This window comes from Kineosporia rhizophila (genome assembly GCF_021277265.1).
Classification (GTDB): domain Bacteria; phylum Actinomycetota; class Actinomycetes; order Actinomycetales; family Kineosporiaceae; genus Kineosporia; species Kineosporia rhizophila.
In genome coordinates this window covers 227,856-243,537 of record NZ_JAJSOH010000009.1, presented here as the reverse complement: position 1 = coordinate 243,537, position 15,682 = coordinate 227,856, and the positions used below count along the sequence as shown (strand labels likewise).

The following is a 15,682-nucleotide window of genomic DNA, read 5'->3' as shown; positions in this document are numbered from 1 at the left end:
AAGCTAGGGACGAGATGACATCGGCATCACCCTCACGCCGCCCGAAAGACTCAGCAGCCGAGGGCTCCTCAGAACGAGCCCCGGTGCGCTCGGCACCGATCCCGGCCAGCACCACCAGCCCCACCCCGAAGACCGCCCCGGCTCCCGGCATCTGCCCCAGCAGCACCAGACCGATCACCGTGGCCACGGCCGGCTCTAGGCTCATCAGCGTGCCGAAGGCCGCAGCGGTGAGGCGGCGCAGGGCGAGCAGTTCCAGGGTGAACGGCACCACCGGCACCAGCGCGGCCAGCAGCAGCCCGAAGAGCACGACGTCGGGGCCGGGGCGGATCTCGCCGCCGGCCAGGCCGGGCAGCGCGACCGCGGTACCGACCAGGGCGGCCACCGGCATCGAGATGCCCAGCCCGCGCAGGCCCGAGACCTCGTCGCCGATCCGCTGGGTGAGCAGGATGTAGGCCGCCCAGCAGAGGGCGGCGGCCAGGGCCAGGGCGATGCCGGCCGGGTGCACGTCGCCGGTCCACGGTTCGGTGAGCAGGAGCACCCCGGCCAGGGCGGGCAGGGCCAGCAGGCGGGCCCGGCCGCGGCCCCGGAACAGTGCCACGCCCAGCGGACCGAGGAACTCCAGCGCGCTGGCGGTGCCCAGGGGCAGGTAGACCAGAGAGGCCATGAACAGCATGGTCATGCCGGCCATCACGGCGCCCAGCAGCAGGCCGCTGACCAGACCGGCCCGGCTCACCTCACCCCGGCGGGGCCGCAGCAGGATCGCGAAGAACAGGCCCGCCCAGGCCAGGCGCAGCCAGGCGGTGGCCACCGGGCCGATCTCGTCGACCAGGGGCACCGCGACGGCGAGGCCGAGCTGGACGCTGAGGATGGCACCGACGGCGAGGAGCGAACCGCTACGGGCGGAGGAGGACGTTGTCACACCCGCATGTCACCTCAGACGAATCGTCCGCGTCCACGTGCCAATCATGGACACACCGTTCAGGATTCATGGACAATCGCGCAGTGGACACCCGGCGCCTGGCTTTCCTGCTCGAGCTCTCCCGGCTCGGCTCGATGCGCGAGGTGGCCGACGAACTGGGCACCACCACGTCCACGGTTTCCCAGCAGATCGCCGTTCTGGCCAAGGAGGTGGGCACGGCCCTGGTCGAGCCGGACGGGCGGCGGGTGCGGCTGACTCCGGCCGGTCGGCGCCTGGCCGAGCACGCGGTCACGATCCTGGCCGCGGTGGAGGCCGCCCAGGGCGATCTGGACCCGTCGGCGGAACCCGCGGGCACGCTGCGGGTGGGCGGTTTCGCCAGCGCGATCCGCCGGGTCCTGCTGCCGATCGTGCGGCAGCTCGGCCAGGACCACCCCCGGTGCGGGTGCTGATCCATGAGTACGAGCCGCTCGAGGCGCTGGGCATGGTTACCGCGGACGAGATCGACCTGGCCCTGGTCTACGACTACAACCTGGCTCCCCGCCCGAAAGATCCGGCATCGCAGTGGATTCCTTTGTGGACGACACCCTGGGCGGTCGCCGTCCCGGAGGCTCTCGCCGGCGCCGCCCGGACGAGTGCCCCGGCCACCCTCAAGGCCCTGGCCGACCAGCCGTGGATCGTGAACTCGCGCAACACCGCCGACGAGGACGCGGTGCGGACCCTGGCCTCGATGGCCGGTTTCGAGCCAAGGATCAGCCATCAGGTGGACAGTCTCGGGCTGGTGCAGGAACTCCTGCTGGCCGGGCAGGGCATCGGACTGCTCCCGGTCGACCATCCGGTGCGTGCCGGGGTCCGGCTGCTGCCGCTGCGCGACCCCGGGGTGATCCTGCGGGCCTATGCGGTGACCCGCGCAGGCCGTTCCGAATGGCCGCCCCTGGCGCTGCTTCTCAGCCTGCTCGTTTCCGGTCAAACCACTCATTGAGGACGCTTGTGGGCACCGATTCTGTTACTGGTGTGGCCAAAGTGACCAGCCCTGGCCAGTATCCGCCGGATCGGGCAGACTGCCGCAACTGACCGGTTGACGGCCACTAGCCTGATCCGTTCTTGGAGGGGGCCGGAATGAAGAGCAAAGGGTGGCACCAGGCGAGGCTGATCCCGACCACGGGTATCGCCTCGCAGGTGGAGCAGGAGCGCCGGGCGAGCGCCGCGCTGCTGGCCACCATGAGCGCACATCCGCGTTTCGGGCGGGCCCTGACCGGGCCGCTCGGGGCGCCCGAAGGCGTGATCGAGACCTTTGTCGAGGTGCCGTTCTCCAGCGGGCCCACGCAGTGCCTGCCGCACGGGGTGGTCCGGGTGCGCGAGGGCGGCCGGCAGTGGACGGCGCTGGTCGAGGTCAGCACCGGTCCTCGCCCGCTGCGCCGGGCCCGGCTGGAGGCCTACCTCGACCTGGCCACCGAACAGGGCATCGACGCCCTGCTGACGATCAGCAACGAGATCCCGCCGGTGGCCGGGCAGCACCCCACCTCGGTGGCCAAGGAGAAGCTCGGGCAGGTGGCGCTGCTGCACTACCCGTGGAGCAAGATCGTGGCCGAGGCGGTGGTGGAGCGGGAAGAGGGCGCGGCCGGGGAACCGGCGGCGGTCTGGGTCCTCGGCGAGCTGATCCACTATCTCGAGCACCCACGTTCGGGAGCCCTGCTGTTCGAGATCGCCGACGACGCCCCGACCACGAAACTGCCCCGGCTCAGCGAGCTCCAGGTCCTCGACGAGCTGGGCGACATCGAGGGGCTGGACGAGCTCGAGGCCGTGGACAACGTTCGCGATCCGGTGGCCGAGGTGCCGGCCCCCCGCGGCCCGGCCCGCCGGGAGATCCGGATCGCGCTGCGCGACGACGTCGAGCCCGAGCCGCCGGGCAAGCCCGGCTGGTACCGCGAGCAGGGCGAGTTCAGCGGCCGGCTGCGCTGGTGGGACGGCGAGGTCTGGACCGACCACGTCTACGCCCTGCCACCCGCCCCGCCCGGCGTCGAGAACCGGCCCCCGGCCGAGGAACAGACCTCGGCCGAGAACCAGCGGTCCTAGAGCAGTTCGACGTCGAGGCGGGCCTGCAGTTCGGCCGGCGTGATGCCGTAGGTCTCGCGCACCCGGACCCCGCCCGGCTCGATGTCGAACACCCCGCTCTCGGTGTACACCCGGCTGACACAGCCCAGGCCGGTGAGCGGGTAGGTGCACTCGGGGACGATCTTGGGCTGCCCGTCCCGGGTGAACAGGGTCATCATCACGAACACCTGCTTGGCGCCGATCGCCAGGTCCATCGCACCGCCGACGGCCGGGATCGCCCCCGGTTCGCCGGTGTGCCAGTTGGCCAGGTCGCCCCGGGCCGACACCTGGAAGGCACCGAGCACACACACGTCGAGGTGACCGCCGCGCATCATGGCGAAGCTGTCGGCGTGGTGGAAGTAGGCGGCGCCCGGTGGTTCGGTGACCGGGACCTTGCCCGCGTTGATCAGGTCGGGGTCGACCTCGTCACCGACCGCGGCCCGCCCCATCCCGAGCATGCCGTTCTCGGTGTGCAGCACCACCCCGCTGTCGGGGGCCAGGTGGTCGGCGACCATCGTGGGCTGCCCGATGCCCAGGTTCACGTAGGCACCGGCCGGGATGTCCCGGGCGACCAGGGCGGCCAGTTCGGCCTTGCTCAGCGGGCCTTCGGCGGTGTTCATCAGATCCTCACCATCCGGTCGACGAAGATGCCCGGCGTGACCACGGTCTCCGGGTCGATCCGGCCGGCCTCGACGATCTCGCCGACCTGCACCACCGTGGTGGTCGCGGCGGTGGCCATCACCGGGCCGAAGTTGCGCGCGGTCTTGCGGTAGACCAGATTCCCGGCCCGGTCGGCCCGGTGCGCCTTGATCAGCGCCACATCGCCCCGGATCGGGTACTCCAGCACGTACTCCCGGCCGTCGATGGTGCGCCGCTCCTTGCCCTCGGTGAGCGCGGTGCCCACCCCGGTGGGGCAGAAGAACGCGCCGATCCCGGCCCCGGCCGCCCGCATCCGCTCGGCCAGGTTGCCCTGCGGCACCACCTCGAGCTCGATCTTGCCGGCCCGGTAGAGCTCGTCGAAGACGTACGAGTCACTCTGCCGGGGGAACGAGCAGACCATCTTGCGCACCTGCCCGGCGGCCAGCAGCGCGGCCAGGCCGTAGTCGCCGTTGCCGGCATTGTTGCTGACCACGGTGAGGTCGCGCGGACCGCTGCGGCGCAACGCGTCGATCAGCTCGACCGGCTGCCCGGCCGACCCGAATCCGCCGACGAGAATGGTTGCCCCGTCGGAGATCCCGGCCACGGCCGCATCGGCATCGGGGTATTCGGTGGCGGTCATCGGGCGTTCTCCAGAACCACGGCAAGGGCCTGGCCCACCCCGATGCAGATGGCGGCAACTCCCCAGCGCTCGCCGCGCTCGGCCATCACCGCGGCCAGCGTGCCCACCAGCCGCCCGCCGGACGCGCCCAGCGGATGACCGATGGCGATCGCCCCGCCGCGCACGTTCACGATCTCCGGATCCACGTCCCAGGCCCGGATGCAGGCCAGCGACTGCACGGCGAACGCCTCGTTCAGCTCGACCGCACCGACATCACCCCAGCCGATCCCGGCCTTTTTCAGCGCCTTTTCAGCGGCGGCCACCGGCGCATAGCCGAACGCCTGCGGCTCGCACGCGTGCGCCGCCCGCCCGGCGATCCGGGCCTGGGGCGTCAGCCCGAGCAGATCCTCGGCCGCCCCGGAGCCGACCAGCACGGCCGAGGCGCCGTCGTTCAGCGGTGAGGCGTTGGCCGCGGTGATCGTGCCGTCGGGCCGGAAGACCGGCTTGAGCGAGGCCAGCTTCTCGATCGTGGACGAGGCCCGTACCCCCTCGTCGCGGGACAGTTCGCCCACCGGCGTCACCAACTGCTCGTAGAAGCCCTCGTCCCAGGCCTGCTGGGCCAGCCGGTGCGAGCGCAGGGCGAACTCGTCCTGCTCCGGACGGCTGATCGAGAACCGTTCCTGCAGCTGCTCGTTCGCCTCACCGAGCGAGACCGTCCACTCGGCCGGCATGTTCCGGTTCACCAGCCGCCAGCCCAGCGTGGTGGAGACCAGCGAGGCGTCGCCTGCGGGAAAGGGCCGGTCCGGCTTCATCATCACCCAGGGCGCCCGGGTCATCGACTCCACCCCACCCGCGAGAACCAGGTCGGCGTCGCCGGTCTCGACCGACCGCGAGGCCTGCATCACCGCGTCGAGCCCGGACCCGCACAACCGGTTCACCGTGGTGCCCGGCACCGAGACCGGCAGGCCGGCGAGCAGGCCGGCCATCCGCGCCACGTTGCGGTTGTCCTCCCCGGCACCGTTGGCGTTGCCGAACACGATCTCGTCGATCCGGGCCGGGTCCAGACCGGGTGCGGTGGCCACCAGCTCCCGGACCACGTGGGCGGCCAGATCGTCGGGGCGGGTGCCGGCCAGGGCGCCGTTGAAGCGCCCGAACGGCGTGCGCAGGGCCCGGTAGACGTACGCGGCGGGCATCGGAGAACCTCCGGCTGTTCGCTGAGCGAACGCTTGTGCGTTCTGAGAACAGGGTAACCCGGGCCTTCCCGACGAGCCAGGGGTCGGTCATCATGGGCGCCCCCCGTCCCGCGCGATCGACCCGGATGAGCTACTACGTGACCGATGTGAAGATCGACCTGATCGAGGAACCGGACGGCCGGTACCGGCTGACCGCCCGGATCGCCGGCGTCACCTACCTCACCGACCGGTTCGCCCTGCTGAGCAGCGGCCTGCGGTTCGACTACGCCCAGCTGCTGGCCCACGAGGCGGCGCTGATCCTGGCCGCCCGCCCCACTCCGGACAGCCCGGAGTTCGAGTACGACACCCGCACGCGGTACGAGCGGGCCCTGGACGCCGCCAAGCCCTCGCAGCCCGCCCCGTCGCGGACCCATCTGCCCACCTGGATGCGCGAGGACACGGTCGTGCAGGTCCCGGCCGGACACGGCTGGATCAAGGGCTTCCTGGCCAACGGAACGGAAAGCGGCACCGACACCGGGGAGCCGGCCGTCGAGGTGATGGTCTTCCAGCAGGACAGCGGCCTGGGCCTGCACCATCCCGACTCGCTCACCCACGTCCCCGACCCCTCGCCCGAGGTCCAGAACTGGATCGAGAGCGAGAAGAGGGCGCTGCGCATGCAGACCTGGCGCGGCCTGCGGCAGCGTTCCAGCGGGATCCGGGTGTACCGGCTGGAGGAGGAGGCCGAGGCCCTGGCCTCGACCCTGGTACCTCGCGGCGACCTGAGCGATCCGCGCATCGTCGACATCGACCTGTGGGCCGGTCAGGGGGCGGGCGAGTACCGCGACGACCTGCCTGACCAGCACCGGCTGACTCTGCAGGTAGACGGCGGGGAACTGCACACCGGCACGTTCGGCGGCACCGGCCAGGTGCACGCCCGCGCCACCGCCCTGCTGCTGGACGCGTTCGGCGATCCGGAGACGGCCCTGCCCGCCTGGCGTCTGCGTTCGGACGAGGACCGGGTGCTCGAGGAGCAGCTCAAGCAGCAGGGCCTGACCAGCGACGAGGTGGCCGACCTCCGTCCGCTGCTTCCGGGCCAGATCGTGCGTACCCCGGCGAGCGAGTCAGGAACCACAGATTTTGGACGGGTGGATCACCTCATGACGGCAGGTTTCGTGGCCGTGGTGCGGGTTGGGCAGGGTCCTGCGCTGTTCCCGCCGGAGCAGCTCACGCCCTACGAGCCCACCGCCGAGGAGCAGCCCCGGCTCGAGGCCCTCGACCGGCAGATCCGCCACGACGTCCGGGTGCGGGCCGAACGAGAGGCCGGTTCGCTCACGCTCAACGACCACCCTGTGACGCCAGATCTGTACTGATCTCGGCGGCGCAGACCAGGAGCGGCCCGAGCAGCTGCTCGCGGATCCGGGCCACGCTGTGCCGGGTGGTGGTCGACACGTTCACCGCGGCGACCACCAGCCCGGCCGCGTCCCGGACCGGCGCCGCCACCGAGCGCAGGCCGGGCTCGAGCTCTTCGTCGACCAGGCACCACCCCTGGAGGCGGATCTGCTCCAGCTCGGCCCGGAGCTCTTCTACGTCCACAATCGTGTTCTCGGTGAGCCCCACCAACTCGACCCGCGAGAAGTAGCCCTCCACCCACTCAGGCGGCTTCCCGGCCAGCAACACCCGTCCCATCGACGTCGCGTAGGCGGGGAAACGCGTCCCCAGACCGATCGCCACCGTCATGATCCGGCGGCGCTCCACCCGCGCCACGTAGACGATCTCGTCGCCGTCCAGCTCGGACAGTGAACTCGACTCGTCGGTGGCCGCGGTGAGGTCGGCCAGGTGCGGGCGGGCCAGGGTGGGCAGCGGCGACGAGGCCAGGTAGGCACCGCCCAGCTCGAGCACCCGGGGCGTCAGGGAGAACCGGCCGTCACGCAGCCGCACGTACTTCAGGTCTTCCAGGGTGTGCAGGATGCGCCGGGCAGTGGCCCGCGACGTGCCCGAACGGCGGGCCACGTCGGACAGGCTCAGCTCCGGGTTCTCGGCGTCGAAGCACCGGATCACCGCCAGCCCGCGGGTGAGCGACTGCAGGCTCTCGGCGCGTGCCGCGGGCTCCGAGCTCATGACCGCCCACCCTAGGGCCAGGTCGTACGCTGCCGGTATGAAGGGTGGGATCCAGCAGTTCACGCAGCTTGCCCGGGAAACGGACGAGGATCCCGACTACGCCCGGCCGACCCCGACCCCGCGGCAGCAGCGCTGGGACGTGGTCACCGGCCTGCTCCTGGCGGCCGGCACCCTGACCAGCACCCTGCTGTACCGCAGCTTCGTCGGCCGGGACAACGACGTGCTGCAGATCTCGATCCTGGAGTCGGTGCTCTGGTCGCTGGCCGTCGCCCTGCCCCTGTGCGTGCGCCGGCGCCACCCCGTGCCGGTGCTCCTGGTGGTCTCGGCGATGTTCATCGGGATGCAGTCGCGCGCCGTCATCGAGGGCACGATGAGCTCGATCGCCCTGTTCAGCGCCCTGTACACGACCGGCGCGTGGACCCAGGACCGGCGTGTGGCGAACATCGTCCGGCTGCTCGTCGTGGTGATCATGTTCTGCTGGCTGGCCTACCTGATCAGCGCCACCGCCTGGGCCGAGACCGGGCCGGACGCCGAGCCCGACGAGGGCCCGATCCCTGCCCACCTGGCCAGTGTCATCTACTCCACCCTGATCAACATCCTGTTCTTCGCCGGGGCCTGGTACTTCGGCAACGCCGCCTGGAACCGGGCCGCACAGGAGGAGCAGTTGCGCCGCCGCACGCTGGAGCTGGCGCGCGAGCGGGACGAGAGCGCCCGGCGGGCAGTGCTGGCCGAGCGCGTCCGGATCGCCCGCGAACTGCACGACGTGGTCGCCCATCACGTGAGCCTGATGGGGGTACAGGCCGGGGCCGCCCGCCGGGTGCTCGACCGCGACCCCGAGCTGACCCGTCAAACCCTGGGCGTGATCGAGGAATCCGGCCGGTCCGCGGTGGAGGAGATGCGTCGCCTGCTCGTGGTTCTGCGCGACTCCGACGACCAAAAGGACGGCGACGAGACCACGGCGAGTCCCCCGTCCTCTGGTGTCGATGCCCTTGAACAGCTCCTGCGCAATGCCGCAACTCCGGGCCTGGCCACCGAATTCACGGTCGTCGGCACTCCGGCGACGTTGACCGCGGCGGTGAGCGTCTCGGTGTTCCGGATCGCCCAGGAAGCGGTGACCAACGCGCTCAAGCACGCAGGAGCGTCCCGGATCGACTGTCGTCTGCGCTATCTGGCCGAGGCGGTCGAGGTCGAGGTGGTGGACAACGGCCGCGGCCAGGCACCTCTGGGAGGCAAGGGTTCCGGGCTCGGCCAGGTGGGGATGCGGGAACGGGTCGAGATGCACGGCGGCACCCTGGAGATCGGCCGCCGGCCCGAGGGCGGCTACCGGGTGAGGGCGCGGATTCCCCTGGTGCGGGCGGCAGTTACGGGCAACACGGAGAACGAGAGGACGGCGGTGCCCCGGTGAGCGGCTCCGAGCAGTACGAAGAGGACCAGGAACAGCCCCCGATCCGGGTGCTGCTGGCCGACGACCAGGAGCTGATGCGGGCCGGTTTCCGGATGATCCTGTCCAGCGAGCCGGGTCTGGAGGTGGTGGCCGAGGCCTCGAACGGGGCGGAGGCGATCGCCCGGGCGGCCCGGTTCACCCCGGACGTGATCCTGATGGACGTGCAGATGCCGGGCACCGACGGGCTGACCGCGACCCGCGAGATCACCCGCGACTCCACGGCCAAGGTGGTCATCCTGACCACCTTCGACCGGGAGGACTACCTGTTCGAGGCGCTGCAGGCGGGCGCGGCCGGGTTCCTGCTGAAGAACGCCAGCCCGGAGGAGCTGATCCAGGCGATCCGGATCGTCGCCCGGGGCGACGCGATGCTCGCCCCCGAGCTGACCCGGCGGCTGCTCGACCGGTTCGCCGTGCGCTCCGGGGTGGTGCAGCGCCCCGACCTGCTCGACCAGCTCACCGAGCGGGAGTGGGACATCCTGCGCCTGCTGGCCACCGGTTCGAGCAACGCCGAGATGGCCCAGCAGCTGTTCGTCGGCGAGGCCACGGTCAAGACGCACGTCTCGCGGATCCTGCAGAAGCTCGGTCTGCGCGACCGGATCCAGGCGGTGGTGTTCGCCTACGAGACGGGTGTGGTGACTCCGGGGCAGAAGCCGGGCTGATCTCGTCCTCGATGCTCTTTTCTGGTTGAGGACGCCGGTGGGCACCGACGTCCGTCGCGAGGGGGATGCGGTGGTTCCGTCGCGCGCCGGACGACCGGTGCCCGTTCGCAGGCATAGCTTTCTGAGGGTCAGGAGAAATCCTCACCATCAGGAGCGCGGATCATGCTTGAGCTGGACGGCATCAGTCGTTCGTTCGACGGTCGCCGGGTACTGGACGGCATCTCGTTCAGCGTCGAGCCCGGCCGGCTCACCGGTTTCGTCGGGTCGAACGGCGCCGGTAAGACCACCACCATGCGGATCGTCCTGGGCATCCTCGCCCCGGACGCCGGGACCGTGCGCTGGAAGGGGCAGGCCCTGGACCGGCCGGCCCGCCAGCAGTTCGGGTACATGCCCGAGGAGCGCGGTCTCTACCCCAAGATGAACCCCGTCGACCAGCTGGTCTTCCTGGGCCGGCTGCACGGGCTGAGCGCTGCCGAGGCCCGCCGCAAGGCCACCGGGCTGCTCGAGCAGCTGGGCCTCGGCGAGCGGATGAAGGACAAGCTGGAGTCGCTGTCGCTGGGTAACCAGCAGCGGGTGCAGGTGGCCGCGGCGCTGCTGCACGATCCGGTCCTGCTGGTGCTGGACGAGCCGTTCAGCGGTCTGGACCCGATCACCGTGGACACGATGACCTCGATCCTGCGCACCAGCGCGGCCGGGGGCGTGCCGGTGCTGTTCTCCAGCCACCAGCTCGACCTGGTCGAGCGGATCTGCGACGACCTGGTGATCATCGCCGGGGGCGGCGTGGTGGCCCAGGGCACGGTGGAGTCGCTGCGGCAGGAACGGGCCGGTGCGCGGTTCCGGCTGGTGCTGGGCGAGGACGCGGGCTGGCTGCGCGACGTGCCCGGCATCGACGTCCTCGACGTGGACGGTCCCCGGGCCCTGGTCGAACTGCCTGACGTGACGCACGACCAGATGCTTCTGTCCGCCGCCGTCCAGCGTGGGCCGGTGCACGAGTTCAGCCGGGTCGTCCCGGCCCTGGCCGACATCTACCGGGAGGTCTCCAAGTGAACTTCGAGATGGTCCGGGTGATCGCCGCCCGGGAGATGAGCACCAAACTGCGCGACCGCGGCTTCATCATCTCCAGCGTGGTGATGCTGGTGCTGGTGGCGCTGGGCATCATCCTGCCGGCGCTGTTCCTGAACGACGACGACCACCCGAAGTACCGGCTGGCCGTTGCCGGGCAGACGGCGAGCCAGGTCGGCGAGGTGGCCAAGAGCGGTGGCGAGGCCGCGATCCGCCTGGAGGAGGAGCGCGAGAAGGCCGACGACGAGGCCGACGAGCAGGACGTGCCGCTGCTCACCCGGTCCGTCGGGACCGGGGTGCCCGCGGCCGACGTGACGCTGGTCGAGGCCGACTCGGCCGACGCCGCGATCGCCCTGGTGCGCTCCGACGACGCCGACGCGGCCCTGGTCGAGAAGTCCGACGGCATGGTCGAGATCGTCGGCAACAACGACATCGAGGGCGACCTGAGCCGCTTGGTGGCCGCCGCCTTCCAGACCTACCAGACCCAGGGCATGCTGGAGCTGGGCGGGATGACCCCGGACCAGATCGCCGAGCTGCAGGACGTGGGCACACCTTCGGAGCGACTGCTCGAGGGCGGCGCCGAGAACGAGGGCGTGGCCATGGTGCTGGCCCTGGCCTTCGCCTTCCTGTTCTACTTCACCGCCCTCACCTTCGGGATCACGATCTCGCAGAGCGTGGTGGAGGAGAAGCAGAGCCGGGTGATCGAGATCCTGGTGGCGGCCACCCCGGTGCGGGTGCTGCTGGCCGGCAAGGTGCTGGGCAACGCCGCCCTGGCCCTGGGGCAGGTGGCCCTGCTGCTGGCTATCGGCCTGGCCGCGGCCAGCGCCACCGGGCAGAGCGTGGCCACCACCCTGCTGCTCGACTCCGGGGGCTGGTTCCTGCTGTTCTTCGCTCTCGGGTTCATCATGCTCAGCTGTGTCTGGGCCGCGGCCGGCGCGCTGGCCGCCCGGCAGGAGGACCTGCAGGCCACCACCATGCCGCTGCAGATCGTGCTGATCGCCCCGTTCCTGGCCGGCGTGTACATCACCGACCCGGGCACCGCCCTGAAAGTTCTCTCCTACGTGCCGTTCACGTCTCCGCTCAGCATGCCCCGCCGGCTGCTGATCGACGACGCGGCGTGGTGGGAGGCGCTGATCTCGCTGGGGATCATCGCGGTCACCGGCCTTCTGCTGATCGCCTTCGCCGCCCGGCTGTACGAGGGTTCGCTGCTGCGGACCAGCACGAAGACCTCGCTGGCGACCGCCTGGAAGCGGGAGAAGCAGTCCGTCTGAGTCCACCGCCGGCCCCCGGGGCCCGTCACCGACCGTGTCATCGGTCGGTGGCGGGCCCTTCTGCTTGTCCGGGTCCGTCACCAGGCCCGCAAGTTCGTGCAAGCCCCCGGAAAGACCTTGCGAAGGGATCTGAGCACGTCAGAGGAGTGTGAAGAGGGTCACCGATTGGCATGTCCGGACAGGTTCACAACACCTGTCCGGACAGGTAACGTGAAGGAGACCGCCGCGGGCGTCACCGTTCGTAGTACCAGAACGGCGCTCTATCTCGTCGCGCCCGGATTCTGGCGGAGACCGGAACAGCAGTGCAGAGCCGTGCAACCCGGCCCCCCATCCACGAGGAAAGGGCAGCATCTGTGACCACGATCGAGAACGACGCCCCCACCCGGCACGCGAACCTGCTGGACTGGGTCTCGCAGGCGGCCGAGCTGACCACCCCCGACCGGGTGGTCTGGATCGACGGCTCGGCCGAGCAGCACCAGGCCCTGATCGACGAGCTGGTCGCCGCAGGCACTTTCGTGAAGCTGGACAAGAAGCCGAACTCCTACTGGTGCGCGTCCGACCCGACCGACGTGGCCCGGGTCGAGGACCGCACGTTCATCTGCTCGCTCGACGAGGCCGACTGCGGCCCGACGAACAACTGGATGGACCCGGCCGAGATGCGCTCGATCATGCGGGATCTGTACCGCGGCTGCATGAAAGGCCGCACGATGTACGTGATCCCGTTCGTGATGGGCCATCTGGACGCGGAGAAGCCGATGTTCGGGGTCGAGATCACCGACTCGCCCTACGTGGTGGTCTCGATGAACGTGATGGCCAAGACCGGCACCCGGGTGCTCGCGGCGATGGGTGACAGCGCCGAGTACGTACCGGCCATGCATTCGATCGGCGCTCCGCTCGAGCCCGGCCAGCAGGACGTGGCCTGGCCCTGCAACGACACCAAGTACATCGTGCAGTTCCCGGAGAGCCGCGAGATCCAGTCGTACGGCTCGGGTTACGGCGGCAACGCGCTGCTGGGCAAGAAGTGCTACTCGCTGCGGATCGCCTCGGTGATGGCCCGCGACGAGGGCTGGCTGGCCGAGCACATGCTGATCCTGAAGCTGACCTCACCCACCGGCACGGTGAAGTACATCGCGGCCGCCTTCCCCAGCGCCTGCGGCAAGACCAACCTGGCCATGCTGGAGCCGACGATCCCGGGCTGGAAGGTGGAGACGCTGGGCGACGACATCGCCTGGATGCGGTTCGGCCGGGACGGCCGGCTGTACGCCACCAACCCCGAGAACGGCCTGTTCGGGGTGGCTCCCGGCACCGGCTGGGACACCAACCCCAACGCCATGCGGGCGATCGAGGTGGGCGGTTCGGTGTTCACCAACGTGGCGCTGACCGACGACGGCGACGTGTGGTGGGAGGGGATGACGCCGCAGCCCCCGGCGCACCTCACCGACTGGCACGGCAACGACTGGACGCCGGACTCGGAAAACCCTTCTTCGCACCCCAACTCGCGGTTCTGCACGCCGATCCGTAACTGCCCGATCCTGGCCCCGGAGTACGACGACCCGGCCGGGGTGCCGATCTCGGCGATCCTGTTCGGCGGGCGCCGCAAGACCACGATCCCGCTGGTCACCCAGGCCCGGGACTGGAACCACGGCACGTTCATGGGCGCCACCCTGAGCTCGGAGACCACCGCGGCGGCGACCGGTGCGGTCGGGGTGGTGCGCCGCGACCCGATGGCCATGCTGCCGTTCATCGGTTACCACGCCGGTGACTACTTCCAGCACTGGCTCGACGTGGGCAAGGGCGCCGACGCCGACAAGCTGCCGAAGATCTTCTACGTCAACTGGTTCCGGCGCGACGCCGACGGCGGCTTCCTCTGGCCCGGTTTCGGCGAGAACAGCCGGGTGCTGAAGTGGGTGGTCGACCGGCTGGAGGGTGCGGCGGCCGCGGTCGAGACGCCGATCGGGCACGTGCCCGCGCCCGGCTCGCTCGACCTCGACGGCCTGGCCGTGTCCGAGGAGCAGCTGGCCCAGGCGCTGCACGTGGACGCGCAGGAGTGGAAGGCCGAGATCCCGCTGATCCAGGAGTGGTTCGACAAGATCGGCGAGAAGACCCCGGTGACCCTGCTGACCGAGCTGGACGCTCTGAAGGCCCGGTTGGGCAGCTGACGCGGCGCCCGGCTCACCGACGGCGTGGGCCGGGCCCTCACTCGTACAGCACGTACTCCGGGCGCGGCTTGAGCTTGAGCACCTGCGCGGGCGTCATCAGCCGGCCGTGCTCGCGGTCCTCCTCGAAGAACAGCTTGAAGCCGGTGTGGATGCCCTCGGGCAGCGGCTTGACCAGCTTGCGCCAGGTCTCCTCCTTGGCCTCGCGCGAGCCGATGCCGTCCACGCTGATCACGAAGCCCAGGTTGCGGCGGGCCCGCAGACCGGGCACGTCACTGATGATCCGTGAGGCCAGCTGGTGCACCACGAAGGGCTTCTGCGGCAGCTGCTTCTCGGCCACGAACTCCGACAGCCACAGCGAGACCTCGTTCAGCTCGGCCGCGCTGGTGCGCCCGTACACCCGCCCGGGCCGCTCCTTCGCGCCGACCGCCCACTCCGGGTCGAGCGCCACGCCCACGTCGGGCTCGGCCAGCCAGCGGCTCATCGCCTTGACCTCGGTGAGGAAGTCGGCCCGGCCGGGCTGGATGTTCAGCAGCAGCAACGCCTTGTTGGCCCGGGCCACCTTCAGGTAGCGCTCGATCTCGGCGTCGCTGGTGCGGCTGCGGTGCAGACCGTCCTTGCCCGGAGAGGCCTGCACGACGGTGGCGATCAGCTCGAGCACCGGCAGCGGCTCCCGGCCGTCCCCGTCGTACTTCGTGCCCAGCTTCTCGATCTCTTCGGTGCGTTTCTGGAGACTGCCGATGCCGAGCCGACCGAAAGCCTCGGCCGCCCCGCCCGAGTAGCCGACGAGCCGGTAGCGCGGGAACAGTGCGGTGCCGCCACGGGGCAGTTCCTGAACGCCGGGACTGCCCGAAGGGGTAGCGGTGGCGGTCGTCGTGCCCGGGGCAGTGCTCGTGTCGCTCGGGCTCACCGGCGAACTTGAGGACGACGGACTCGTCGATGCGGTCGGGCCCGGTGACGCCGGGGTCGAGTCCGGGTCGGAGGGGGCCGGGCTCGCCGCCGGCGGCCCGGCGGTCTCAGCCGTTTGAGCCGTCTGGGCCGTCTGGGCCGAATCCGACTGACAGCCCGCCAGCACGAGCGGGACCAGAGCCGCCGCTCCCACCCCCATCAGCAGTTTCCGGTTCTGCAGGGGGCGAGCGGGACGCACGAGGAGCACCTCCGGGGGCTGTGGGTCGCTTGTGACATGCGGGCAGTCGACCCATCCGACCACGACCCCGGCGAAGCGCGCATCCCGGCTGCAAACGCTGCGCCGAACGAGTGCATCACCCAGCGCGTCCGGGCCGCCACGCAAAACCAGAAAGGGCCCTGTGGCCAGCCGTGTGGCTGACCGCAGGGCCCTTTCGGACCGCGGAGGCGGCGAGATTTGAACTCGCGATGGGGAATAACCCCCAAACCCGCTTAGCAGGCGGGCGCCATAGACCGGACTAGGCGACGCCTCCCCGTGATGCGGCAAGGCTACCGGTCGAGCCCGGTCCGCGGCAAAGCAGATGCTCCGGCGCGTCGTGTCCGTCCGGATTCACAGCGTTCCCCCG

Annotated in this window: 13 protein-coding genes, 1 tRNA gene and 1 pseudogene; 8 read left to right on the top strand and 7 right to left on the bottom strand. The window is 70.7% G+C overall.

Features of this window, described 5'->3' with window-relative positions:
• Positions 1-919: EamA family transporter (locus LWF15_RS16175; protein WP_232811644.1), on the bottom strand; the 919-nt coding region annotated here is incomplete at its 3' end.
• Positions 920-1,002: 83 nt separating this feature from the next.
• On the opposite strand from LWF15_RS16175, the pseudogene LWF15_RS38170 reads away from it, so the two are divergent.
• Together LWF15_RS38170 and LWF15_RS16160 are read left to right on the top strand one after the other, a co-directional pair.
• Positions 1,003-1,898, top strand: a pseudogene (locus tag LWF15_RS38170) (LysR family transcriptional regulator).
• A 137-nt stretch (positions 1,899-2,035) separates the two neighbouring features.
• Complete coding sequence (locus LWF15_RS16160; protein WP_232811641.1) at positions 2,036-2,992, top strand: DUF2510 domain-containing protein; 957 nt, start codon at positions 2,036-2,038, stop codon at positions 2,990-2,992.
• Here the strand turns inward: LWF15_RS16160 and LWF15_RS16155 are convergent.
• The 3 genes from LWF15_RS16155 to LWF15_RS16145 are packed head-to-tail and all read right to left on the bottom strand — an operon-like array spanning position 2,989 to position 5,461.
• A complete protein-coding gene (locus LWF15_RS16155) occupies positions 2,989-3,630 on the bottom strand; it encodes a 3-oxoacid CoA-transferase subunit B (RefSeq protein ID WP_232811640.1) in 642 nt (213 codons plus the stop codon). The two genes, LWF15_RS16160 and LWF15_RS16155, sit on opposite strands and share 4 nt — an antisense overlap.
• Positions 3,630-4,289: a 3-oxoacid CoA-transferase subunit A gene (locus LWF15_RS16150; protein WP_232811639.1), complete on the bottom strand. Its 660-nt coding sequence runs from the start codon at positions 4,287-4,289 to the stop codon at positions 3,630-3,632. Before LWF15_RS16150 ends, LWF15_RS16155 begins: the two co-directional genes overlap by 1 nt.
• Positions 4,286-5,461 (bottom strand): thiolase family protein, encoded by a 1,176-nt coding sequence (locus LWF15_RS16145; protein ID WP_232811638.1) that lies wholly within the window; start codon positions 5,459-5,461, stop codon positions 4,286-4,288. The genes LWF15_RS16150 and LWF15_RS16145 overlap by 4 nt, the downstream gene beginning before the upstream one ends.
• Before the next feature lie 137 nt (positions 5,462-5,598).
• On the opposite strand from LWF15_RS16145, the gene LWF15_RS16140 reads away from it, so the two are divergent.
• Entirely contained in the window at positions 5,599-6,810 is a 1,212-nt protein-coding gene (locus tag LWF15_RS16140) for a hypothetical protein (RefSeq protein ID WP_232811637.1), read from the top strand.
• Here the strand turns inward: LWF15_RS16140 and LWF15_RS16135 are convergent.
• Entirely contained in the window at positions 6,776-7,558 is a 783-nt protein-coding gene (locus LWF15_RS16135) for an IclR family transcriptional regulator domain-containing protein (RefSeq protein WP_232811636.1), read from the bottom strand. The genes LWF15_RS16140 and LWF15_RS16135 overlap by 35 nt on opposite strands.
• 37 nt (positions 7,559-7,595) lie before the next feature.
• On the opposite strand from LWF15_RS16135, the gene LWF15_RS16130 reads away from it, so the two are divergent.
• From LWF15_RS16130 to LWF15_RS16110, 5 genes are all read left to right on the top strand, one after another.
• Entirely contained in the window at positions 7,596-8,963 is a 1,368-nt protein-coding gene (locus tag LWF15_RS16130; protein ID WP_232811635.1) for a sensor histidine kinase, read from the top strand.
• Positions 8,960-9,661, top strand: coding sequence for a response regulator (locus LWF15_RS16125; RefSeq protein WP_232811634.1), 702 nt, complete (start codon positions 8,960-8,962; stop codon positions 9,659-9,661). Before LWF15_RS16130 ends, LWF15_RS16125 begins: the two co-directional genes overlap by 4 nt.
• A gap of 162 nt (positions 9,662-9,823) precedes the next feature.
• The gene (locus LWF15_RS16120) at positions 9,824-10,708 is read left to right on the top strand and encodes an ABC transporter ATP-binding protein (RefSeq protein ID WP_232811633.1); all 885 of its coding nucleotides are present in this window, start codon (positions 9,824-9,826) and stop codon (positions 10,706-10,708) included.
• A complete protein-coding gene (locus LWF15_RS16115) occupies positions 10,705-11,994 on the top strand; it encodes an ABC transporter permease (RefSeq protein ID WP_232811632.1) in 1,290 nt (429 codons plus the stop codon). Before LWF15_RS16120 ends, LWF15_RS16115 begins: the two co-directional genes overlap by 4 nt.
• Positions 11,995-12,347: 353 nt before the next feature.
• Positions 12,348-14,153, top strand: a complete 1,806-nt coding sequence (locus tag LWF15_RS16110; protein ID WP_232811631.1) for a phosphoenolpyruvate carboxykinase (GTP) — start codon at positions 12,348-12,350, stop codon at positions 14,151-14,153.
• Positions 14,154-14,190: 37 nt separating this feature from the next.
• Here LWF15_RS16110 and LWF15_RS16105 read toward each other — a convergent pair whose 3' ends face one another.
• Together LWF15_RS16105 and LWF15_RS16100 are read right to left on the bottom strand one after the other, a co-directional pair.
• Positions 14,191-15,060, bottom strand: a complete 870-nt coding sequence (locus tag LWF15_RS16105) for a hypothetical protein (RefSeq protein ID WP_232811630.1) — start codon at positions 15,058-15,060, stop codon at positions 14,191-14,193.
• 438 nt (positions 15,061-15,498) lie between these two features.
• Positions 15,499-15,589, bottom strand: a tRNA-Ser gene (locus LWF15_RS16100).
• Positions 15,590-15,682 lie beyond the last annotated feature (93 nt).